Origin of the sequence: Allobosea sp. LjRoot237 (assembly GCF_964253285.1) — a bacterium.
In the GTDB taxonomy this organism is placed as follows: Bacteria; Pseudomonadota; Alphaproteobacteria; order Rhizobiales; family Beijerinckiaceae; genus Allobosea.
In genome coordinates this window covers 88787-112347 of the sequence record NZ_CAXUQP020000001.1, presented here as the reverse complement: position 1 = coordinate 112347, position 23561 = coordinate 88787, and the positions used below count along the sequence as shown (strand labels likewise).

Genomic DNA, 23561 nt, shown 5'->3' with positions numbered 1-23561 from the left:
CGCTCCCGCCACAGCGCAATCGACGCTGGAGCCCGTTCCGGTCTGCTTGCACCGCAAGTCGATCGGTAAAACGGTCTCTGATTTGCCGAACGGTCTCTGATTTAAAGTGAGAGCTCGACCTTGGCTGCCGACAACTTCCGGCTTGGCTTGTTGGCCGCAGTGATGCGAAAATGTCTAGACCCAGACACAAATAGCAACAAAATGTCGTTGCGACGCAAAAACGGCGCTTGTGCCCAGATTGGAATTCTGGCAAGGTCAAGGCAATAGGACAGCGATGCTGTCCCATTTTCGGAGCGGGCCTCGCCGAGGCCCCGGCGCAGGCGGATGGAGCGGATGATGACGGGAGGTACGGCAAACAAAGCCAAAGCCAACCGTACGACGCGCGCCGCCCGCAAAACGGCGGCGTAACCGGGCGCGGCAGGGCTTAGGCCCGAGGCGCCTGCGGAGGACGCGGGCGCAAGACCAGACCAGCGCAAGCAACCTTCGCAAACTGACGATAAAGCCGAACCGGCCCGATCCTTGCTCGGCAAGGAGAAAGCCGAAACGGCAGCGGCGCGGCGACGCGCGGACTTTGGCTGGCTCCCGAGCGGATGCTTCGGGGCCCAAGGCGGCGGATGGGCGGAGGTGACGATGAGCGAAGGCAGGAAGGCGAGCGCGATGGCCAGGACCACTGCTGTGGCTACCACTGCTGAGGCCGCCATCACGACGACGGCCGCTTTCGAGCGTTTCCCCGAAGTGCGCGACCCGGCCATGCCGCCCCGCCAGGGCCTCTACGATCCCTCCTACGAGAAGGATTCCTGCGGTGTCGGCTTCATCGCCGACATGAAGAACCGCAAGAGCCATGCGATCGTCGCGCAGGGCCTGCAGATCCTGCACAACATCGACCATCGCGGCGCGGTCGGCGCCGATCCCAAGCTCGGCGACGGCTGCGGCATCCTCACCCAGATCCCGCATCGCTTCTTCAAGGAGGAGTGCGCCCGGATCGGCATCGAACTGCCCGAGCCCGGCCATTACGCCATCGGCCAGTTCTTCATGCCGCAGGAGGCCGACAACCGCGCCGTCTGCGAGGAGATCGTCGCCCAGACGGTCGAGGAGGAGGGGCTGATCTTCCTCGGCTGGCGCGACGTGCCGGTCGACAACAGCGATCTCGGCGAAGCGGTCAAGGAGACAGAGCCCTGCCATCGCCAGATCTTCGTCGGCCGCCCGGCCGGGATCACCGACGAGGACGAGTTCGAGCGCCAGGTCTATGTCCTCAGAAAGTCAGTCTCGAACAAGGTCTACAAGCGCCATGACCGGGCGACCGCGACCTATTACCCGGTCTCCTTCTCCTGCCGGACCATCGTCTACAAGGGCATGGTGCTGGTCACCCAGCTCGGCGCCTATTTCAAGGACCTGACCGACGAACGCTTCGAGAGCGCGCTCGCCCTCGTCCACCAGCGCTTCGCCACCAACACCTTCCCGTCCTGGCGCCTCGCTCACCCCTACCGGATGGTCGCCCATAACGGCGAGATCAACACGCTGCGCGGCAACGTCAACTGGATGGCGGCCCGCCAGGCCTCGGTCGATTCCGAGCTGTTCGGGGCCGACATCTCCAAGCTCTGGCCGATCTCCTATGAGGGCCAGTCCGACACCGCCTGCTTCGACAACGCCCTCGAATTCCTGGTCCAGGGCGGCTATTCGCTCGCCCATGCCATGATGATGCTGGTGCCCGAAGCCTGGGCCGGCAACCCGCTGATGGATGACAGCCGGCGCGCCTTCTACGAGTACCACGCCGCGCTGATGGAGCCGTGGGACGGCCCCGCCGCGATCGCCTTCACCGATGGCCGCCAGATCGGCGCGACGCTCGACCGCAACGGCCTGCGCCCCGCGCGCTATCTCGTCACCGATGACGGGCTCGTCGTGCTCGCCTCGGAGTTCGGCGTGCTGCCGATCCCGGAGGAGAAGATCGTCCAGAAGTGGCGGCTCCAGCCCGGCAAGATGCTGCTGATCGACCTCGATCAGGGCCGCATCATCGGCGACGACGAGATCAAGAGCACGCTCTGCCTCGCCAATCCCTACAAGGACTGGCTGAAGCGCACCCAGATCGTGCTCGAGGAGCTGCCGCCGGTCGAGGCCCGCGCCTCGCGCACCGACGTCGCCTTGCTCGATCGCCAGCAGGCCTTCGGCTATACCCAGGAAGACACCAAGATCCTGATGGCGCCGATGGCGGTGACCGGCCAGGAAGCCGTCGGCTCGATGGGTACGGATACGCCGATCTCGGCGCTCTCCTCGAAGTCGAAGCTGCTCTACACCTATTTCAAGCAGAACTTCGCCCAGGTCACCAACCCGGCGATCGACCCGATTCGCGAGGAGCTCGTCATGAGCCTCCTCTCCTTCATCGGGCCGCGGCCGAACATCCTCGACCTCGAAGGCACCTCGCGCCGCAAGCGCCTGGAAGTGCGCCAGCCGATCCTGACCAATGACGATCTCGAGAAGATCCGCTGCATCGGTCACTACGAGGATCGCTTCGACACCAAGACGCTCGACATCACCTATCCGACGCGCGAGGGCGCGGCCGGCATGGAGGGCGCGATCGCCCGCCTGTGCGAGCGCGCCGAAGCGGCCGTCCATGGCGGCTACAACATCATCATCCTCTCCGACCGGCAGGTCGGCTCCGACCGCATCCCGATTCCGGCCTTGCTGGCGACCGCAGCGGTCCATCATCACCTGATCCGCAAGGGCCTGCGCACCTCGGTTGGCCTCGTCATCGAATCCGGTGAGCCACGCGAGATCCATCACTTCGCTTTGCTCGCCGGCTTCGGCGCCGAGGCAATCAATCCTTATCTCGCCTTCGAGACCCTGGAGGCGCTGTACGAGGCCGGCGAGTTCCCGCCGGAGGTCGACCGCTACGAGGTGGTCAAGCGCTTCATCAAGTCGGTCGGCAAGGGCCTGCTCAAGGTCATGTCCAAGATGGGCATCTCGACCTACCAGTCCTATTGCGGCGCCCAGATCTTCGACGCGGTCGGCCTGCGCAGCGACCTGATCGAGACCTATTTCACCGGCACCATCTCCTCGATCGAGGGCGTCGGCCTCGCCGAGATCGCCGAGGAGAGCGTGCGCCGCCACCGCGACGCCTTCGGCGACTCCCCCGTCTATCGCGACTCGCTCGACATCGGTGGCGAGTATGCCTTCCGCATCCGCGGCGAGGCGCACGCCTGGACGCCGGAGAACATCGCGCTGCTCCAGCATGCCGTGCGCGGCAATGCGCGCGACAAGTTCAAGGCCTATTCCGAGCTGGTCAACGACCAGACCGAAAAGCTCTCGACCATTCGCGGCCTGTTCCACGTCAAGATGGCGCAGGAGCTGGGCCGCGAGCCCGTGCCGCTCGACGAGGTCGAGAGCGCGGTCTCGATCGTCAAGCGCTTCTCCACCGGCGCGATGTCCTTCGGCTCGATCAGCCATGAGGCGCATTCGACGCTGGCGCTGGCGATGAACGCCATCGGCGGCAAGTCGAACACCGGCGAGGGCGGCGAGGAACCGGAGCGCTTCAAGCCGCTGCCGGACGGGCGCTCGATGCGCTCGGCGATCAAGCAGGTCGCCTCGGGCCGCTTCGGCGTCACCACCGAATATCTCGTCAACTCGGCAATGATGCAGATCAAGGTCTCGCAGGGCGCCAAGCCCGGCGAGGGCGGCCAGCTGCCCGGCCACAAGGTCGATGCGCGCATCGCCAAGGTCCGGCATTCGACCCCGGGCGTCGGCCTGATCTCGCCGCCGCCGCATCACGACATCTATTCGATCGAGGATCTCGCCCAGCTGATCTTCGACCTGAAGAACGTCAATCCGGCCGCCGACGTCTCGGTCAAGCTCGTCTCCGAGCTCGGCGTCGGCACGGTTGCCGCCGGCGTCGCCAAGGCGCGCGCCGACCACATCACCATCGCCGGCTATGAGGGCGGCACAGGCGCCTCGCCGCTGACCTCGATCAAGCATGCGGGATCGCCCTGGGAGATCGGCCTCGCCGAGACCCACCAGATCCTGGTGATGAACAAGCTGCGCGGCCGCATCGCCCTGCAGGTCGATGGCGGGCTGCGCACGGCGCGCGACATCATCATCGGTGCGCTGCTGGGCGCCGACGAGTTCGGTTTCGCCACGGCGCCGCTGATCGCCGCCGGCTGCATCATGATGCGCAAGTGCCATCTCAACACCTGCCCGGTCGGCGTCGCCACCCAGGACCCGGTATTGCGCAAGCGCTTCAAGGGCGCGCCCGAGCACGTCATCAACTTCTTCTTCTTCCTCGCCGAGGACGTGCGCGAGATCATGGCAGAGATGGGCGTGAAGAGCTTCGACGAGCTCGTCGGCCGCTCCGATTGGCTCGACAAGAAGGAAGCGATCGACCACTGGAAGGCTAGGGGGCTCGACTTCGCCCGCATCTTCCACAAGCCGGAAGCCGGCGCGGGCGTCGCCATCCGCAATGTCGAGCGCCAGGTCCATCCGATCGAGTCGGTGCTCGACCGCACGCTGATCGCCAAGGCGGGCGCCTCGCTCGACACCGGCGCTCCGGTGGTGATCGAGAGCGCGATCCGCAATGTCGACCGCTCGACCGGCGCGATGATCTCGGGCGAGATCGCCAAGCGCCATGGCGGGCTCGGCCTGCCGGACGACACGATCACGGTGAAGCTCACCGGCACAGCCGGCCAGAGCTTCGGCGCCTGGGTCGCGGCCGGCGTGACGCTCGATCTCACCGGCCAGGCCAACGACTATGTCGGCAAGGGCCTGTCGGGCGGCAAGCTGATCATCCGGCCCGACCCGAAGTCGCGCGCCCTCGCCGAGGAGGCGATCATCGTCGGCAACACCGTGCTCTACGGCGCGATCTCCGGCGAATGCTACTTCCGCGGCGTCGCCGGCGAGCGCTTCGCCGTGCGCAATTCCGGCGCGATCGCAGTGGTCGAGGGCACCGGCGACCATGGCTGCGAATACATGACCGGCGGCGTCGTCGTCGTGCTGGGTGGGACCGGCCGCAACTTCGCGGCCGGCATGTCGGGCGGCATCGCCTATGTCCTCGACGAGGACAAGAGCTTCGCCAAGCGCTGCAACCTCTCCATGGTCGATCTCGAACCGGTGCCGGAAGAGGAGGAGCTGACCCAGCGCCTCTACCATCATGGCGGCGACCTCGAGTTCAAGGGCCGCATAGACGTCATGGCCAACATGTCCGGCTACGACGCCGAGCGCCTGCACCAGCTCATCGCCAACCACTTGAAATATACGGGGTCGGCACGGGCGCAGGCGATCCTGGAGAACTGGGCGGAGTACCTGCCCAAATTCGTCAAGGTCATGCCGGTCGAGTACCGGCGCGCACTACTGGAAATCGAGCGGGCCCAGGCCGGCATCTCGGTCGCGGCGGAGTGAGACGATGGGCAAGGTAACCGGTTTCCTAGAGATCGACCGCCGCGACCGGAAGTATCTTCCGGCCTCGGACCGTATCCGCAACTACAAGGAATTCATCATCCCGCTCGGTCGGGAGGCGACCCGTGACCAGGCGGCGCGCTGCATGAATTGCGGCATCCCGTATTGTCACAATGGCTGCCCGGTCAACAACCAGATCCCGGACTGGAACGACCTCGTCTACAACGACAAGTGGCAGGAAGCGCTCACCAACCTGCACTCGACCAACAACTTCCCCGAGTTCACCGGCCGTGTCTGCCCCGCCCCTTGCGAGGCCTCCTGCACGCTGAATCTCGAGGACACCCCGGTCACGATCAAGTCGATCGAATGCGCGATTGTCGACAAGGGCTGGCAGGAGGGCTGGATCAAGCCCGAGCCATCCGCGACCAAGACAGGAAAGAAGGTCGCGATCATCGGCTCAGGCCCGGCGGGCCTCGCCGCAGCCCAGCAGCTCGCCCGTGCCGGCCATGAAGTCCATGTCTATGAGCGCCAGGGCCGCGCCGGCGGCCTGCTGCGCTACGGCATTCCCGACTTCAAGATGGAGAAGTCGCATGTCGATCGGCGTGTCACCCAGATGGAGGCCGAGGGTGTCGTCTTCCATTACGGCGTGAATGTCGGCATCGACATCGATCCGCAGGAATTGCTTGCAGAGTACGACGCGATCGGCCTGACCGGCGGCGCCGAGAAGCCGCGCGACCTGCCGATCGAGGGCCGCGACCTCGACGGTGTCCAGTTCGCCATGGATTTCCTGCCGCAGCAGAACCGCCGCAATGGCGGCGAGCCGGACACGACGGGCAATGCCCGCCCGATCCTGGCGGGCGGCAAGCATGTCGTCGTCATCGGCGGCGGCGACACCGGTTCGGACTGCATCGGAACCTCGGTGCGCCAGGGCGCGCTCTCGGTCACCCAGCTCGAGATCATGCCGCAGCCGCCGGAGAAAGAGAACAAGGCGCTGACCTGGCCGAACTGGCCGCTGAAGCTGCGGACGTCCTCCAGCCATGAGGAAGGCGCCGAGCGCGACTTCGCCGTCGGCACCGTCAAGTTCACCGGCGAGAACGGCAAGGTGAAGACGCTGCATTGCGCCAAAGTCGATGCCCAGTTCAAGCCGATCGAAGGCAGCGAGTTCCAGCTCAAGGCCGATCTCGTCCTGCTCGCCATGGGCTTCGTCTCGCCGGTGCATGACGGCTTGCTCGCCAAGCTCGGCGTCAAGATCGACGGACGCGGCAATGTCGAGGCCAACATGCTGGCCTACAAGACATCGATCGAGAAGGTCTTCGCTGCCGGCGACATGCGCCGCGGCCAGTCGCTGGTGGTTTGGGCCATCCGCGAGGGCCGCCAGATGGCGCACTCGATCGACAAGCACCTGATGGGCGAGACCATCCTGCCGCGCTGAGGGGTTAGGTGACACGCGCGGGGAACCCCTCTCCCGGATGGGAGAGGGGCAGGGGTGAGGGACCGCCGCTGATCATTGAGGCGACGCGGCACTGTTGCGTCTTCTGCGGTTAGGGCAGGCCCTCATCCCTGCCCTTCTCCCACACGGGAGAAGGGTTCCCCGCGCCCTTCACCTAGGCTTGCGTCCAAAGCCGAGGCTCACGCCCCCAACAAATCCACCAGCGGCGGGATCAGTGGCTCGTCGGCCGGCGGCATGGCGAGGTCGCGCAGCTTGCCGGGGCGGACCCATTTCAGCGCCTGCCCTTCGCCCGAGATCACCGTCCCTTCCCAGCGCCGGCAGATATAGAGCGGCATCAAGAGGTGGAATTCGGGATAGGCGTAGCTGGCGAAGGTCAGCGGCGCGAGGCAGGCTTCCTTGACCGTAATGCCGAGTTCCTCGGCGAGCTCGCGGATCAGCGCCGGCTCCGGCCGCTCGCCCGCTTCGAGCTTGCCCCCGGGAAATTCCCACAGACCCGCGAGCGACTTGCCTTCGGGACGTTGGGTGACGAGTACGCGATTATCCGGATCGACCAGCGCGCAGGCGACGACGAGCAGCAGCTTCACAGTTAAGACTAATGTCCCGAGAGGATGACCTCGACCGGCTCGGTTTCCTTGCCGGTCAGCGTGACTTCGTCATAGACCGAACCGCCCTCGCGGAAAATCGCATCTTCCTCGCCCCAGATCACCTGAGTCGAGACGAAGTAGGTCCCGGGCGCGACCTTGTCGAAGCTGAAGCGCCCCCTGGCCGTCGATTTGGTGGTTCGGGTGAACTGCGCATAGAGCGGATCGACCTGGCCGTGCGGATAGCGCCAATGCGGCAGGTACTTGGTCCTGACGAAGATGCTGCTGAAGCGTTCGCGGGCATAGGCCGTCGCCGGGATCAGCCTGACGACCTCGCCGGCGGCGTTCACGACCTGGCCTTTTTCGCGCGTGCGAAAGGCGTGGCCGACGATGATGCCGGTCCCCGGCTTTCGGATCACCGCCGCCTCCTCGGCCGAGAAGGACGACGTCGTCACCGGCCCCGGCACACAGGCACCCAACAGGGCCGCAAGGCCCAGCACGCATGCTATCCTCTTCATCTGGCTCGTCCCCCCGCCGGCGCCGTCGATACCAGAAAGACGCCGGCGAGGATGATGCAACCTCCGATAACTTGCCGCAACTCCAGCGTTTCGCCGAGGACGAGCACACCCATGACGGCAGCGACCGCCGGCACCAGATAGCCGGTCATCGCCGCCCGCGTCGGCCCGGCGGCGCGGATCAGCCGCATGAAGAACGTCACCGGCATCGCCGTCGCGAGCACACCGAGCGCCAGTACGGCCTGCCAATGCGGCAACAGGGCCGACAGCGCGCCCCAGCCGGAGAAGACCAGCGTCAGCAGCAGCGCCCCCGAGCCCGAGACCATCTGCTGGCCGAGCGCCAGCCGGATCGGATCGCCCGACTGTGGCGGCACCGCACGGACGTAGAGATTGGCGCAAGCATAGGAGAGGGTCGCACCGACCATGGCGAGGAGGCTGAGCGCCGTGCCGCCGCCCTCGACCAGGCGCGGCCCGATCAGGATGGCGACGCCGGCCATGCCTATCGCGATACCAACAAAGCGGCGCGGACCGAGACGTTCCTCGGCGAAGAGGAGATGCGCGAACAGCGCCGTGACCAGCGGTCCCGCCGCCTGGATCATCGCCGCCGGGCCGCTGGCAAGCTGGATCAGCGCATAGGCGACGAGCACGTTCGGCAGCCAGCCATTGGCCGTACCGAGCACGAGCCAGTGGCGGATTTCGTGCCGGCGTGGCAGCGGGCTCTGGCCGCGCGCCGCAACGAAGAGCGCCAGCGTCGCAGCGCCGAGCAGGCCGCGCCCGGCGGCGATCGCCCAGGGCGAAACTTCGCCGGCCAACAGCTTGATGAACAGGTAGCTGCTCCCCCAGAGGAACGAGCAGGCGGCGAGGTTGCCGACGATGAAGGCCTTGCTCGGCCCCGCCGGACCGGCAGGCTCAGGAGCGATAGTCGCCGTTGATCTCGACATAGGCCTTGGTCAGGTCGCAGGTCCAGACGGTGGCCTTGCCGCGGCCGAGGCCGAGATCGGCGGTCATGACGATGTGCTCGCCCTTCATGTAGTCGGAGACGGCCTGCTCGTCGTAAGCAGCGGCGCGTGCACCCGCTTCCGCGACCTTGATCGCGCCGAAGGAGATGTCGAGCTTGTCGCGATCGGCAGGTTCGCCGGCCTTGCCGACCGCCATGACGATGCGGCCCCAATTGGCGTCCTCGCCGGCAACCGCAGTCTTGACCAGCGGCGAGTTGGCGATCGACAGCGCGACCTTCTTGGCCGAGCGCGCCGACTGCGCCCCGACGACCCGGACCTCGACGAACTTGCGGGCGCCCTCGCCGTCCTTGCAGACCAGATGCGAGAGCTCGAGCAGCAGCGCGTTCAGCGCGCGCTTGAAGCCGGAGAGCCGGTTATCGCCGGGATCGGTGATCTCCGGCACGCCGCGCGCCTTGGCCTTGCCCGTCGAGAACAGCATCAGCGTGTCGGAGGTCGAGGTGTCGCTGTCGACCGTGATCGCGTTGAACGAACCCTTCACACCCTTCGACAGCAGCGCCTGCAGCACGGGCGCCGCGATCGGCGCATCGGTGAAGACGAAGGAGAGCATCGTCGCCATATCAGGCGCGATCATGCCGGCGCCCTTGGCGATGCCGGCGATCGTGACCTCGTGCCCGTCGATCTTGGCCTTGCGCGCGACCGCCTTCGGGAAGGTGTCGGTCGTCATGATCGCCTTGGCCGCATCCGCCCAGGGGCCGTCGGCAGCGCGCTTGGCGCAATCGGCCAGCACGCCCTCGAACTTGGTCGCGTCGAGCGGCTCGCCGATCACGCCGGTCGAGGCAATGAAGACCTCTCCCGCCTTGCAGCCCGCGGCCTTGGCCGCGATCTTCGCGGTCAGCGCAACCGAGTCGCGGCCTTTGAGACCCGTGAAGGCATTGGCGTTGCCGGAGTTGACGACGATGGCGCGCGCCGTACCCTGCGCCAGATTCTCCCGGCACCAGTCGACTGGCGCCGACGGGCATTTAGAGCGGGTGAAGACGCCGGCGGCCTGCGAACCCTCGTCGAGCAGGACGAGGAGCACGTCGGTACGGCCCTTGTAGCGGATGCCGGCTTCCGCGGTGGCGAAGCGCACGCCCGGCACGGCCGGAACCTTGGGCTGGCGCTTCGGCGCGAGCGGAGAAACGGGAACATCCTTGCCGGCCATCGTGCGCATCTCCTAGTGAGGCGCAGTGGATGTGCCGCAGCGGCCGGGGGAAGGCAAGCGGCTTCCCTTCTCCCCTTGCGGGAGAAGGTGGCTCGGCGAAGCCGAGACGGACGAGGGGTCGCGGCAAAGATTGCCGCGACCCCTCAAGCACATTCAACGATATAGGACGGCGCGACCCCTCATCCGCCCCTTCGGGGCACCTTCTCCCGCAGGGGGAGAAGGGGAGCGCGCCACGGCCCGATCAGGGCTTCTTCGGCTCGGCCGGGGTCACCGGAGCAGCCGGCTTGTCGAGGCGCTCCACCTTGGCCTTCTCGCGCAGCGCCACGATGAGGTCCTGCTGCGCCTTGCGGACCAGATACTGGTCGATCTGCGGCTTGACCTCGTCGAAGCTCGGCAGCGGCTTGCTGCGCTTGTCCTCGAGCTTGATGACGTGCCAGCCGAACTGGCTCTTCACCGGCTCGGAGACTTGGCCCTTCTCGAGCTTGAAGGCAACTTCGGCGAATTCCGGCACCATCCGGTCCTTGGCGAACCAGCCGAGATCGCCGCCCTCCTTGCCCGAGCCCGGATCCTTGGAGAGCTCGGCGGCGACCTTGGCGAAGTCCTCGCCCTTCTTCACCCGCTCCAGCGCCGCCTTCGCCTGCGCTTCCTCCGGCACCAGGATGTGGCGGGCGTGGACCTCTTCCTCCGGCTTCATCGCCTTGACGGTGTCCTCGAACAGCTTCTTGGCCGCCTCGGGGGTTGCCGCCTTCTTGGCCTCGACCGTCAGGTATTCGTCGAGCAGCAGCTTGTCGCGGTTATAGGCGAGGCGTTTGGCGAATTCCGGCCCCTCGCCGACTTTGGCCGCCGCCGCGGTCTTGGCGCCGAGCTTGAGGTCGACCAGGTAGTTGATCAGCTCCTCGCGCTTGCGCTCCTCCGGCATCTGCGCGGTGCGCTCGCCGAGATCGTCTTCCGCAAGCTTGAGGTCACCTTCGGTGATGGTGATGCCATCGACCTTGGCGACGGGCTTGTCCTGTTGCGCAAGGGCCGGCACGGCGGCCAGCGCGAAGCCAAGCGACAGCATGGCGAGACGGGAGGACAACATCGGTGCGGCCTTTCGACTGGACGGCGCGGAAATCGATCTCGCCGGCTGAGTGCCAGCAGAACGCGACCTTGGCAAGGCTGGGCCTCGCACATCAACGCGAGCCGACCTCTCAGGTTCAATCCTCTGCAACGCCGTGGCGCCGGGCCGAGCCTCTTGGAACCGGCATGGCCGGACCCTACATGCGCGCGGACAAGCGCGTGCTGGACCATGCGCCTGCGCACGTCTAAACACGCGCGTGAAATTCTGAAGGTTACCGCTTTCGGCTGCGCCTGCTGGCGCCGGCCGGATTCGCCATTGAAAGGCCAGACATGCTTGGCGCGCTTGCAAAGAAACTCTTCGGCTCGTCGAACGATCGGCGGGTGAAGGGCTACCAACCCCGCGTCGCCGCGATCAACGCGCTCGAAGCCGAGGTGGCGCAGCTCTCCGACGAGGCTCTTCGCGCCCGGACCGAAACCTTCAAGCAGCAGCTCGCCGACGGCGCCAAGCTCGACGACCTGCTCGTTCCGGCCTTCGCCACGGTGCGCGAGGCGGCCAAGCGCACGCTCGGCCAGCGCCATTTCGACGTTCAGCTGATCGGCGGCATGGTGCTGCACGAGGGCGCCATCGCCGAAATGAAGACCGGCGAAGGCAAGACACTGGTCGCGACCTTGCCGGTTTATCTCAACGCGCTCGCCGGCAAGGGCGTCCATGTCGTCACCGTCAACGACTACCTCGCCCGCCGCGACGCCGAGTGGATGAACCGGATCTACAGTTTCCTCGGCCTCTCCGTCGGTATCATCGTGCACGGCCTCGATGACGAGGAACGCCAGCGCGCCTATGCCTGCGACATCACCTACGGCACCAACAACGAGTTCGGCTTCGACTATCTGCGCGACAACATGAAGTACGAAGTCGCGCAGATGAGCCAGCGCGGCCACCATTACGCGATCGTCGACGAGGTCGACTCGATCCTGATCGACGAAGCGCGTACGCCGCTGATCATCTCCGGCCCGCTCGACGACAAGTCGGACCTCTATGTCGCGATCGACAAGGTCCTGCCCGGGCTGGTCAAGACCGATTACGAGGTCGACGAGAAGCAGCGCACCGTGGCGCTGACCGAGGCCGGCAACGAGCATATCGAGGAGTTGCTGAGGGCAGCCGGACTGCTCAAGGAGGGCGATCTCTACGACTCCGCCAACGTCACTCTGGTGCACCATGTCAACCAGGCCTTGCGGGCGCACGCCCTCTTCAGTCGCGACAAGGACTACATCGTCCGCAATGACGAGGTCGTCATCATCGACGAGTTCAGCGGCCGCATGATGCCCGGACGCCGCTATTCCGAAGGCTTGCACCAGGCGCTCGAGGCCAAGGAAAACGTCACCGTCCAGCCCGAGAACGCGACGCTGGCCTCGATCACCTTCCAGAACTATTTCCGCCTCTACAAGAAGCTCGCCGGCATGACCGGCACGGCCGCGACCGAGGCCGACGAGTTCGAGCAGATCTACAAGCTCGAGGTCGTCGAGATCCCGACCAATGTCCCGGTCGCCCGCATCGACGACGATGACGAGGTCTATCGCAGCTTCCCGGAGAAGGTGAAGTCGATCATCAAGGAGCTCGACCGCGCCAGCGAGCGCCTGCAGCCGGTGCTGGTCGGCACCGCCTCGATCGAGAAGTCCGAGCTCGTCGCCGAGATGCTGGTGGAGGCCGGTTTCAAGCAGATCGACTTCTCGCAACCCGACGCGCTGGACAAGCTCTACGCCGCCGCCCGCTCGGGCAAGAGCGCCAAGCAGTTCGCCGTTTTGAATGCCCGCTTCCATGAGCAGGAGGCCTTCATCGTCGCCGAGGCCGGCGTGCCCGGCGCGATCACCATTGCGACCAACATGGCCGGCCGCGGCACCGACATCAAACTCGGCGGCAATGTCGAAATGCGCGTCGCGCACGAGACCGCCGGTATGGAGGACGGGCTGGAGAAGCAGGCGAAGATCAAGGCGATCGAAGAGGAAGTCGCGCGCTTCCGCGAGATCGTCCTCAACGCCTCCGAGACCATCGAGCTCGAGCCGGCCAAGGGCTCGCGCCCGGCCAAGACCACGACCCGCCCCGGCGGCCTCTACATCATCGGCACCGAGCGCCATGAGAGCCGGCGCATCGACAACCAGCTGCGCGGCCGCGGCGGCCGCCAGGGCGATCCGGGCCGCTCGAAGTTCTTCCTGTCGCTGCAGGACGATTTGATGCGCATCTTCGGCTCCGACCGGATGGACGGCATGCTGCAGAAGCTCGGCCTGCAGGAGGACGAGGCGATCGTCCATCCCTGGATCAACAAGGCGGTCGAGAAGGCGCAGGGCAAGGTCGAGGCGCGCAACTTCGACATCCGTAAGAACATCCTGAAATACGACGACGTCATGAACGACCAGCGCAAGGTCGTGTTCGAGCAGCGTCGCGAGTTCATGCGGGCGGAGAGTGTGCGCGAGACCATCGACGACATGCGCCAGGGCGTCGTCGAGGACACCGTCTCACGGCGCATCCCCGAGGACGCCTATCCCGAGCAGTGGGATGCCGCCGGCCTGCGCGAGGACGTCGCGACCTATCTCAATCTCGAATTGCCGATCGAGGACTGGGCCAAGGAAGAGGGCATCGCCGACGCCGAGTTGCGCGAGCGCATCCGCAAGACCGCCGATGACGACTACACGGCGCGCATCGAGCGCAACACCGAAGAGGTGATGACCTATATCGAGAAGCAGGTCCTGCTGCAGACGCTTGACCATCTCTGGCGCGAGCACCTCGTCACGCTCGACCATCTGCGCCAGGTCATCGGCTGGCGCGGCTATGCCCAGCGCGACCCGCTGAACGAGTACAAGCAGGAAGCCTTCGAGCTGTTCGACGGGCTGATCGGCCGTCTGCGCGAACAGGTCACCGGCAATCTGATGCGCGTCGAGGTCCGCTTCGAGGCGCCGCCGGAAGAGGGTCTTGACCTCGCCCAGGGCAGCGGCGGCGCCCTGCCGCCCCCCCCGGCCGGCTTCCTCAGCGGTCAGCCGCAATTCGCCGCGACCGACGGCGATCTCGCCGTCGCCGAGCGCAACCCGGCCGATCCCGAGAGCTGGGGCAAGGTCGGGCGTAATGAGCCCTGCCCGTGCGGCTCCGGCAAGAAGTACAAGCACTGCCACGGCCAGTTCGTCTGATCGCAGCTTTCGTCCCGTCCAAGACGTAGAAAAGGGCTCCAGCCATCGGCTGGAGCCCTTTTTCATATCTGCAGTCTGATCGACGGATGGCCTGAGCAATGCCTATTCCCGCCCCTGCGGCGGCAGGCGCGGCAGCAGGATGGTCAGCAGCCCCAGCAGCGGCAGATAGGAGCAGACCTTGTAGACGAAGGTGATGCCGTAAGCATCGGCGAAGCCGCCGAGGAAGGCGGCGCCCAGCCCGCCCGCGCCGAAGGCGAAGCCGAAGAACATGCCGGCGATCAGGCCGACGCGTCCCGGGACTAGTTCCTGCGCGAAGACCACGATCGCCGAGAAGGCCGAGGCGAAGATCAACCCGATCACCGCGCTCAGCACGCCGGTCCAGAACAGATTGGCGTAAGGCAGCAGCAGCGCGAACGGGATGACGCCGAGGATCGAGAACCAGATCACGAAGCGCGCCCCGAAACGGTCGCCGATCGGCCCGCCCGCGAAGGTGCCGACCGCCGCCGCCCCCAGGAACAGGAACAGCATCAGCTGCGCGTCGCGGAAGCCGAGCTGGAACTGCTCGATGACGTAGAAGGTGAAGTAGCTCGATATGCTCGCCATGTAGACGTTCTTCGTCGCGGTCAGCAGGACCAGGACGGACAAGGCGAAGGCGACGCGCCGACCCGGCAGCGGCAAGGCGCGGCTCGCGGCCGGGCGGCCGGCTTGGGCCCGGCGATGGGCCGCATACCAATGTCCGACCCGGGTCAGGACGACGACACCCGCCATGGCGATGACCGAGAGCCAGGCGACGCTGCCCTGGCCGAAGGGCAGGACGATGAAGGCGGCGAGCAGCGGTCCCAGCGCCGAGCCGAGATTGCCTCCGACCTGGAACAGCGACTGCGCCAGACCGTGCCGCCCGCCCGAGGCGAGCCGGGCGACCCGCGACGCCTCCGGGTGGAAGATCGCCGATCCCAGGCCGATGAGGCAGGCCGCCACGACCAGCACCGCGAAGTTATGGGCATTGCCGAGCAGGATCAGGCCGCCGAAGGTCGAGGCCATTCCGGCGGGCGCCGAATAGGGCATCGGCCAGCGATCGGTCACCATCCCGACGACCGGCTGCAGCAACGACGCCGTGACCTGGAAGGCCATGGTCAGCAGGCCGATCTGGACGAAGTCCAGCGCATAATTGGCTTTGAACAGCGGGTAGAGCGAGGCCAGCAGCGACTGCATCACGTCGTTCAGCAGGTGGCAGAAGCTGACCGCCAGCAGAACGGAGATCGTCGTCTTCTCGAAGCGGGGCCGGCTCCCCTCGATCGTTGCAACCATGGCGGTGTTCCTGAGCGCAGACTGTGTTGGTGCTCCTTCTACAAGGCTTGCCTGTGACCTTCTTTCGTGTTTCGGTCTATCTCTTTCGTGTTTGGGCCAATCGATGAGAAAGCTGCTACGGCAACAGGTCGAGGCCCTCCATGCCGATCATCGCCAACTTCACGGCACGGTTGCCGATGCCGATGCCGATGTGCTGGTCCGCATCTCGGACAACCCCGCTGGCTATACGATAGCGCCACATAGCCATCGCCAAATCCAACTCCTCTGCGCTTTCTCCGGCGTGGTCCAGATCAACACCGAGCGCGGCAGCTGGATGATCCCACCGGGCCATGGCTTGCTCATCCCGGCCCGGCTGCAGCATTCGGTGGAAGTGCTGAGCGATGTCAGCATCAAGTCGGTCTATCTGCTCACCGGGCAGGACGACCTGGCGGAGCGCATGCTTCAGGTGCTCGGCGTCACCGATCTCGCGCACGCGCTGATCGTCGAGGCGATCCGCCTGAGCGATGCTCCGCCCGGCACCCGCAAGCTCGCGCTCGTCCTGGAATTGCTGACGGCGGAGATCGCCGCGCTCCCCATTCGGCCGCTCGGCCTGCCCTTCCCGGCCGACAGGCGCCTCGCCGCTCTCTGCCGCGCCTATATGGCCGCGCCCTCGGTCAATGAGCGCCTCGACGACTGGGCCGCGAAGCTGGCAATGAGCCGGCGGACCTTCACTCGGCTTTTCCAGCGTGAGACGGGTCTCAGCTTCGTCGCTTGGCGCCAGCAGGCCAGCCTGTTCGCCTGCTTGCCCCGGCTGGCGGAAGGTGTGCCGGTCACGCAGGTCGCCATGCTTGCGGGCTATGACAATGTCGCGGCGTTCACGACGATGTTCAGGCGGCGGCTGGGCACCGCGCCGCGCAACTACATGAGAGCCTCATTGGCGCGGTAGCTGCTCAAGCTGAACAATTCCGGTCGCATAAATGGAAAAGGCCGCTCTCGCGAGCGGCCTTACCCAACCAAGTCTGTCCGATCAAAGCTCTTACTTCGGCGCGAAGATGCCGACGCTGCTCGCGGTGATATCGAAGGAGAGCGTCGCCACCACGGTCGGGTTGCACCACTTCGAGCGCCCCGTGCCGGCGGTAATGCCGCGCGGATCGGCCGTCAGCAGGAAGCAGTCGCCCTTCGACAGGCTGGTGTCGTGATAGCGCAGATCAGCCGTCAGGTTCTTGTAGGTATAGGACAGGCCGGCGTTCCAGTAGGTGTAATCCGGCAGGTCGGTCGGTGGCACCGTCGACCAGATCGCGAGATTGGTGGTGCCGAGCCAGTAATGGCCGAGCTCGCCGGAGACCGACAGGCCCTCGAGGAACGGCAGGTTGTACTTCGCCGTCACCGAGCCGTAGGTGCCGGTCGCGCCGGTGCCGAGCCAGTCCCAGGCGTAGAACAGGTTGGCGCCGACGATCAGCTTGTCCTCGAAGTTGTAGCTGACCTTGCCGTAGACCTCGGTGTAATCGGTGTTCTTAGGCGTCCAGAACACGCCGGCCGTGTCGATATAGGCCTTTTCGCCCGGATAGTAGTACTGCCAGACACCGAGATCGACGGTGACCGGGCCGAACTTGGGCCGGATGCCGCCGTAGAAGTCGATTTCGGCCGGCGGGCTGGTCGCCAGATCGACATTCGAGGCGTAGACGCCGACATAGAACAGATTGTCGTAGACCTGCAGTTCGGCGCCGCCCTGGATCGCCGGCTTGCGGTCGGTCTGCGAGATGCCGCGGAAATTATAGTCCGTCATGCCCTTCACGCTGACGGCGATGTCGAACCAGGTGATGCTCGGCGCGACCGGCACCGGTGGCGCGCCCTTGCGGCTCGGCAGATCCGAGGCGAACGCAGAAGCTGTGAGCGCCATCGACAGCGCAAAGCCCGTCAGCAAGCCGGAAGTGTTCAAGGCAGCCATCGCGAACTCCATCAAGGTTCCTGCACGATTCTCGTCATGCATTCGCCATGATTAAGCCGCCGCGGGCGCAGCATCGGCAAGGCGAGGTTTTTTGCAACCTGCCCGCGCAATGAGCAATGCTGGCGGATTTCGCTGTTTAGACGCCTACAAAAGCGCCCGCCGCCATCGCTGGCCGCGGGCGTGACTTTTTTACATCAAGCGATTGCGGGGCCGCTCAGCGCGCCACGGGCTGGCTCGCATAGGAGGCGTCGGGCTGCAGCTGCGACGTCCGCAGGGTCGAAGCCCGGCGCGGCGGCAATGGCGCGGTCACCGTCTGCGGCGTCTCGGGAACGACGGAGGCGACCGGCGCCTGCTCCTTCGACTCGGAGGAGCTGCCGAGCAACGGCACGAAGCTCAGCGCCCGCTGGTAGAAGGAGGGCTGTGCTGGCTCGGCCGCCGCCGTCTGGATCGGGGCAGCAGTCGCGGCGCCCGGCATCACCTTGGCGACCTGCGTCGCTGCCTCGCTCGACCTGGTGACAGGAGCAGCCGGTTTCGCCGGCGCGGCTGCGACGACGGTTGCCGACTTGGCATCGGCTGCCGGTTGTTCGGCGGCACCACGGACGGCGGCGAGCACTGCGTCGTTGTCAGCCGATTCAGCCCGGACAGTCGCCTTCGTACGTCCCTTGTCGTCGAGCACGACGACGCGCGGGCCAATCAGCGAATCGACGCGGCTGATGCCGACGTCACGCGAGCCCCAGGCGACCGACCTGTTCATTGAATCGGCGCCGGACTGGGCCAGCTGGCGCTTGAACGAGGAATGCTGGTCGCCGTCGTCATAGATCAGCTTGATCGCCGGCGTGCCCTTCGAGACCAGCGCCGCGACCTGGATCTCATCCTGTTGGCGCTTTTCGGCAAGCGCCTGCGTGATCGACGAGTCGACCTGGGTGCCGTCGCGGTTGAAGGCATAGCGCCCGCCAGCCACCGAGACCGAAGGCTCGTCTTTGGCCACCTCGAAATAGTCCGAGCCTTCCTTCAGGTTCTTCCAGAAGGCGATGTTCGGGTCGAGCCGATGCTTGGCGAGGTTCTCTGGCGTCATCCGGAAGGGATAAGCCTGCATCTGCACGGCCTTCTGCCCACCATTCTGCGCCTCGCGCACCAGCGCGTAGAGCTCGCCGATCTGGTCGTCGGTCATCGAGTAGCAGCCGGCCGAGGAACAGGCGCCGTGCACCATCAGATGGGCGCCGGTCCGGCCATGCGCGCGGTCATAGGCGTTCGGATAGCCCATGTTGAACGAGACGTAGAACGATGAGTTCGGGTTCATCTGCGCCGGGCTGATGGCGTAGAAGCCCTCAGGCGCCATGCGGTCGCCCTCGCGCACCTTCGGGCCGAGCTGGCCGGACCAGCGGCACATCGGATAGGTCTTGAGCAGCGCGTACTTGCCGTCGGCGCGCTTCTTCCAGACCTCGACCTCCGACTCCTTCTTGTAGGAACGAATCACGATGGGCTGGCTCTTGCTCATGCCCTTCTCGGACATCAGCGTGTAGGTCGCAGACGGAATCGGAATGTTATGGCGCGCGGAGCCGCGATAGCGGTCCTCTTCGCAGGCTGCCAAAGTGAGGCCAAGGAGCGCCGCCAGCGCGAAATGTCTCACAGCCACGTCGTCAATCCCATCTCGCGCGGACGCTCGGACCCGACAATGCCCGATACAACGCGGCCAAATTATGCCCGTTGCTCGGTTGTAGGACCGTTAGCCTTGACCGTTCCTTACCACAGCGAGCCTGCAGATGGCCATATGGTGAAGCCGCGGTAAAGCCCCCGCCGGACCATCTGCGAAGCTCAGTACACTTGAGCCCGGCTATAGCGTTCGGCCGATCGCCAGATACTTCTGCGCCCGCCGGTCGACGATCTCGTCGGCGCTCAGGCCGGCAAAGTCGGACAGCGCCGCCTCAATCGCCGAGCCAGCCCGCTCGATCGCAGCCTGCGGGTCACGATGGGCGCCGCCGGTCGGCTCGGTGACGATCTTGTCGATGACGCCGAAGCGCAGCAGGTCCTGGGCGGTGATCTTCATGCCGGTCGCGGCATCCTGGGCGCGGGCGGTGTCGCGCCAGAGGATCGAGGCCGCGCCTTCCGGCGAGATCACCGAATAGATCGCGTGCTCCAGCATCAGCACCTTGCTGGCGGCGGCGATGGCGATCGCCCCGCCGGAGCCACCTTCGCCGATCACCAGCGCGACGCTCGGCGTGCGCAGCGCAAGGCAGGTCTCGGTCGAGCGTGCGATCGCCTCGGCCTGGCCGCGCTCCTCGGCCTCGATGCCGGGATAGGCGCCGGCAGTGTCGATGAAGCTCAGCACCGGCAGGCCGAAACGGTCGGCCAGCTCCATCAGGCGCACCGCCTTGCGGTAGCCTTCTGGCTTCGGCATGCCGAAATTGTGCTTGATGCGGGTCTCGGTCGAGTTGCCCTTCTCCTGGCCCATGACACAGACCGGCTCGCCACGAAAACGGCCGAAGCCGCCGACGATCGCCTCGTCCTCGCCGAAGGCGCGGTCGCCCGCGAGCGGCGTGAACTCGTCGATCAGCGCCGAGCAGTAGTCGAGGAAATGCGGGCGCTGCGGGTGGCGCGCCACCAGCGTCTTCTGCCAGGGCGTGAGAGTGCCATAGAGATCCTTCAGCGCCTGCGAGGCCTTGCCCTCAAGCTTGCTGATCTCCTCGGCGAGCGAGTAGCCGTCGCCCTTGCCGTCGAGTGTACGCAGTTCATCCGCCTTCGCCTCAAGCTCGGCGACCGGCTTTTCGAAATCGAGATAGCTTCGCATCGACATCCAGATCTGGTCCCGCTTTCCCAGGGAAAAGGCGACAGCACGGGCCGCGGCGACGGAACGGTCAAAAAAGGCGGCGGACCTTGGCCGCGCCCCGGCGAAATTGTCAACCCGCCGGCCCGCCCCTATCATCCTGCCTTTGCAGGTGTGAAGAAGAGTGAGCCTGCGGCAGCAGCACCGGCCGGAAGGCGAAGCTGCGCCGCGTCGCGCGCAAGGGTGCGCGCCGGTAGAACTGCTTGGTTGCGTCGATGACGTAGACGCCGGCGAAGGGCAGCGCCAGGCCGGCGCCGACCTTCTCCCAGGCCATGGCCGAGCGCATGAACAGGCGTCGGCGCAGCGGCGGCACATAGAGTGCTTCGACCCAGTGCTCGGGCGAGAACATGGCGCGGCGCATCAGCGCCTCGATCTGCGAGCGGCTGAACGGCCGGCCATGGCCGAACGGCGTCGTATCCATCCGCGCCCACAAGCCACGTCGGTTCGGCACGACGACGATCAGGCGCCCGCCTGGGCTCAGCACCCGCGAGATCTCCTCGAGCAGATCCTCGGGGCTCTCTGTCTCCTCGAGCGCGTGCACCATCAGCACGCGGTCGATCGAGGCGGTCGGCAGCGGCAGCAGGGTCGGCTCGACCAGGGCCGAAGCCGAGAGACCGGGCGCGGGCCAGTTCACCACGCCTTGCGCTGCCGGCATGAAGGCGATGACCCGCTCGGTCTCGCCACCGAGCAGCGGCAGATAGGGCGTCGCGAAGCCCAGGCCCAGCAGGCGCTGGCGCCGGCAATCGGGCCAGAGTTTCAGCATCACCTTGCCGACGACCCGGCGCGCCACATGCCCGAGCGGGCTGGCATAGAAGGTGCGCAGGTCGACGACGTCCAAGGCCATGCCAACGGAGATGGCGCAGCGGCATCGGGAGCGCAAGGGAGCAAGCGAATGGCGAGTAGCGAATAGCGAATGGATATTGGGCCAAACGACGGAACGCTGTAGGAGGCAGGATCAGCCCCGGTTGGCGACCTCTATTCGCCATTCGCTATTCGCTACTCGCCCAGGGAGCTTCCCATGCCGCTCGACATCCATGTCTTCCGCACGCTCAGCGACAATGCCGGCGCGCTGCTGCGCGACCCCGGCACCGGTGCCTGCGCCACCGTCGACGTTCCCGATGCCGACGAGGTGCTCGCCGCCGCCAAGGCGAAGGGCTGGACGATCAACCAGGTGCTGGTGACGCACGAGCACGCCGACCACGTCCAGGGCATCGCCGCGCTGAAGCAGGCGACCGGCGCCAAGGTCTTCGCGCCAGAGGCCGCCCGCGCCGGCGCGCCGGTCGATGTCGTCCTCGGCGAGGGCGACCGCGTCGCGGTCGGCGGCTACGACTTCGAGACCTGGGCGACACCCGGCCACGCCGAGGGCCATGTCAGCCTCGTCAGCCAGAAGGCGAAGCTCGCGCTGGTCGGCGACGTCGTCTTCGTCATGGGCTGTGGCCGCGTCATGCCCGGCCGGATGGAGGCGATGTGGACTTCGCTGTCGCGGATCATGGCGCTGCCGGACGCGACCACGCTGATCACCGGTCACGACTACACGCTCTCGAACGCCCGCTTCGCCGCGGCGATGGACCCGAGCAACCCAGCCGTCGCCGCCCGCCTCGCCGAAGCCGAGGCGGCGAAAGCCGAAGGGCGCTTCTGGGCCGTGACCACGGTCGGCGAGGAGAAGGCGACCAACCCCTTCTTCCGCGCCGGTGAGCCGGCACTCGCCGCGACGCTCGGCATCGTCGGCAAGCCGGCGGGCGAAGTCTTTACGGCGCTGCGCGAGGCCAAGAACAGGTTCTGACAGTCCGCCTAACGACCCAGCCCTCATCCTGAGGAGCCGCGTGGCGGCGTCTCGAAGGATGCTCCAGCTGGTTCCGGAGCCTCCTGGAACATCCTTCGAGACACGATCTTCGATCGTTCCTCAGGATGAGGGCTGAGGAAAGACGATCATGGAAGACAGCATGAGCGCACAACTGCACGGCCTCAGCGCCGCCGAGGTCATCCGCCTGCTCGAGCTGAAGCCCCATCCCGAGGGCGGGCATTATCGCGAGACCTTCCGTGACCCCGCCGGACCGGAGGGGCGTGGCTTTTCGACGGCGATCTACTATCTGCTCGATGTCGGCGAGACCTCGGAATGGCATCGCGTCGACGCCGCCGAGATCTGGCACCACTATGCCGGCGCGCCTTTGGTGATCACGCTTTCGCCAAACGGGCACGACGCCTCGGCCCATCATCTCGGCAAGGATCTCGCCACCGGGCAACGGCCGCAGATCGTCGTGCCGGCCGGCCACTGGCAGAGCGCGACCTCGCTCGGCGCCTGGACGCTGGTCGGCTGCACCGTCGCGCCGGGCTTTGCGTTCTCCGGCTTCGAGATGGCACCGCCCGACTGGCGGCCGACGCCACGGCCCGCGGGAGGCTGATTGTGGACAAGCCCGTCATCGACATCCTTGGGATCGACCTGGCGCTGGTCGGAGCCTGCGAGACCCGTATCGTCAACGCCTGGCCGGCGCCGACCACGCTCGTCGTCGACCAATGGGTGGTCCGTTTCGCCAACGGCTACTCCGGCAGGGCCAACTCGGCCTCCTCGCTACGCGAGGGCGGCGACATGGACGAGGCGACGCTCGCCTTCGTCGAGGATCTCTATCGACAGGCCAGCCTGCCGCCGCGCATCCGCTTCACGCCGTTGGTCGCCGAGAGCGCCCGCCGGCGCTTCGCCGAGCGCGGCTACCGCATCGAGACCGCCTCCTTCGGCATGGTCGCCGAGCTCGATCCCGGCCTGCACCTGACCGATCCGGGGATCGTCGCGACGGCGCAGGCGGACGCTGCCTGGATCGATGGGGTCTGCAGCCACCAGATCGGCGCAAAGCGCAATCGCGACCACCTTTCCGCGATCGTCACCGGCGTGCGCCTGCCCGCCGCCTTCGCCACGCTGATGCATGAGGGGCGCCCGGCGGCCTACGCCATGAGCGTCGCCGAGCGCGGCATGGCCGAGATCGGCGCCGTCATCGTCGACGGGAATCTGCGCGGCAAGGGCCTCGGCAAGCGGCTGATGCTGGGGCTGATGGGCTGGGCGGCGGCGCAGGGCTGTGCCCAAGCCTATCTCCAGGTCGACCAGAGCAACGGCCTCGCCTTCGAGATGTACAGGCGGCTCGGCTTCCGCACGATCTATGCCTACGAGACGCGGATTCTCGATACCTGA

17 protein-coding genes are annotated in these 23561 nt (G+C 66.4%); 7 read left to right on the top strand and 10 right to left on the bottom strand.

What is annotated here, in order from left to right:
* Positions 1-630: 630 nt before the first annotated feature.
* Both gltB and ACSQ24_RS00480 read left to right on the top strand, forming a co-directional pair.
* Positions 631-5382 (top strand): glutamate synthase large subunit, encoded by a 4752-nt coding sequence (gene gltB, locus ACSQ24_RS00485; RefSeq protein WP_436092800.1) that lies wholly within the window; start codon positions 631-633, stop codon positions 5380-5382.
* A 4-nt stretch (positions 5383-5386) separates the two neighbouring features.
* Entirely contained in the window at positions 5387-6811 is a 1425-nt protein-coding gene (locus tag ACSQ24_RS00480; RefSeq protein WP_436092799.1) for a glutamate synthase subunit beta, read from the top strand.
* 197 nt (positions 6812-7008) lie between these two features.
* On the opposite strand, the gene mutT is transcribed toward ACSQ24_RS00480, so the two are convergent.
* The 5 genes from mutT to ACSQ24_RS00455 form a co-directional block, all read right to left on the bottom strand.
* A complete protein-coding gene (mutT, locus tag ACSQ24_RS00475; protein WP_436092798.1) occupies positions 7009-7413 on the bottom strand; it encodes an 8-oxo-dGTP diphosphatase MutT in 405 nt (134 codons plus the stop codon).
* 8 nt (positions 7414-7421) lie between these two features.
* A complete protein-coding gene (locus tag ACSQ24_RS00470; protein ID WP_436092797.1) occupies positions 7422-7928 on the bottom strand; it encodes a carboxypeptidase regulatory-like domain-containing protein in 507 nt (168 codons plus the stop codon).
* Positions 7925-8866, bottom strand: coding sequence for a DMT family transporter (locus ACSQ24_RS00465; RefSeq protein WP_436092796.1), 942 nt, complete (start codon positions 8864-8866; stop codon positions 7925-7927). The genes ACSQ24_RS00470 and ACSQ24_RS00465 overlap by 4 nt, the downstream gene beginning before the upstream one ends.
* Positions 8835-10085 carry a bifunctional glutamate N-acetyltransferase/amino-acid acetyltransferase ArgJ gene (argJ, locus tag ACSQ24_RS00460; protein WP_436092795.1) on the bottom strand — a complete coding sequence of 417 codons (1251 nt, stop codon included), beginning with the start codon at positions 10083-10085 and terminating at the stop codon, positions 8835-8837. The genes ACSQ24_RS00465 and argJ overlap by 32 nt, the downstream gene beginning before the upstream one ends.
* 241 nt (positions 10086-10326) lie before the next feature.
* Positions 10327-11166: a peptidylprolyl isomerase gene (locus ACSQ24_RS00455; protein WP_436092794.1), complete on the bottom strand. Its 840-nt coding sequence runs from the start codon at positions 11164-11166 to the stop codon at positions 10327-10329.
* A gap of 308 nt (positions 11167-11474) precedes the next feature.
* Between ACSQ24_RS00455 and secA the strand changes: the two genes are divergently transcribed.
* Complete coding sequence (secA, locus tag ACSQ24_RS00450; protein WP_436092793.1) at positions 11475-14321, top strand: preprotein translocase subunit SecA; 2847 nt, start codon at positions 11475-11477, stop codon at positions 14319-14321.
* Between the two features lie 102 nt (positions 14322-14423).
* Here the strand turns inward: secA and ACSQ24_RS00445 are convergent, their stop codons facing one another.
* Entirely contained in the window at positions 14424-15629 is a 1206-nt protein-coding gene (locus tag ACSQ24_RS00445; RefSeq protein ID WP_436092792.1) for an MFS transporter, read from the bottom strand.
* On the opposite strand from ACSQ24_RS00445, the gene ACSQ24_RS00440 reads away from it, so the two are divergent.
* Complete coding sequence (locus tag ACSQ24_RS00440) at positions 15628-16554, top strand: AraC family transcriptional regulator (protein ID WP_436092791.1); 927 nt, start codon at positions 15628-15630, stop codon at positions 16552-16554. The two genes, ACSQ24_RS00445 and ACSQ24_RS00440, sit on opposite strands and share 2 nt — an antisense overlap.
* A 90-nt stretch (positions 16555-16644) precedes the next feature.
* Here the strand turns inward: ACSQ24_RS00440 and ACSQ24_RS00435 are convergent, their stop codons facing one another.
* The 4 genes from ACSQ24_RS00435 to ACSQ24_RS00420 form a co-directional block, all read right to left on the bottom strand.
* On the bottom strand, positions 16645-17556 hold the full coding sequence (locus ACSQ24_RS00435) for a TorF family putative porin (RefSeq protein WP_436092790.1): 912 nt from the start codon (positions 17554-17556) through the stop codon (positions 16645-16647).
* Positions 17557-17770: 214 nt separating this feature from the next.
* Complete coding sequence (locus tag ACSQ24_RS00430) at positions 17771-19192, bottom strand: L,D-transpeptidase family protein (RefSeq protein ID WP_436092789.1); 1422 nt, start codon at positions 19190-19192, stop codon at positions 17771-17773.
* A 198-nt stretch (positions 19193-19390) separates the two neighbouring features.
* Entirely contained in the window at positions 19391-20344 is a 954-nt protein-coding gene (locus ACSQ24_RS00425) for an acetyl-CoA carboxylase carboxyltransferase subunit alpha (protein ID WP_436097790.1), read from the bottom strand.
* Between the two features lie 109 nt (positions 20345-20453).
* Positions 20454-21224, bottom strand: a complete 771-nt coding sequence (locus ACSQ24_RS00420) for a class I SAM-dependent methyltransferase (RefSeq protein ID WP_436092788.1) — start codon at positions 21222-21224, stop codon at positions 20454-20456.
* Between the two features lie 174 nt (positions 21225-21398).
* Between ACSQ24_RS00420 and gloB the strand changes: the two genes are divergently transcribed.
* The 3 genes from gloB (at position 21399) to ACSQ24_RS00405 (ending at position 23561) form a co-directional block, all read left to right on the top strand.
* Positions 21399-22163, top strand: a complete 765-nt coding sequence (gloB, locus tag ACSQ24_RS00415; protein ID WP_436092787.1) for a hydroxyacylglutathione hydrolase — start codon at positions 21399-21401, stop codon at positions 22161-22163.
* Positions 22164-22323: 160 nt separating this feature from the next.
* Positions 22324-22782 carry a cupin domain-containing protein gene (locus tag ACSQ24_RS00410; RefSeq protein ID WP_436092786.1) on the top strand — a complete coding sequence of 153 codons (459 nt, stop codon included), beginning with the start codon at positions 22324-22326 and terminating at the stop codon, positions 22780-22782.
* Between the two features lie 2 nt (positions 22783-22784).
* On the top strand, positions 22785-23561 hold the full coding sequence (locus ACSQ24_RS00405) for a GNAT family N-acetyltransferase (RefSeq protein WP_436092785.1): 777 nt from the start codon (positions 22785-22787) through the stop codon (positions 23559-23561).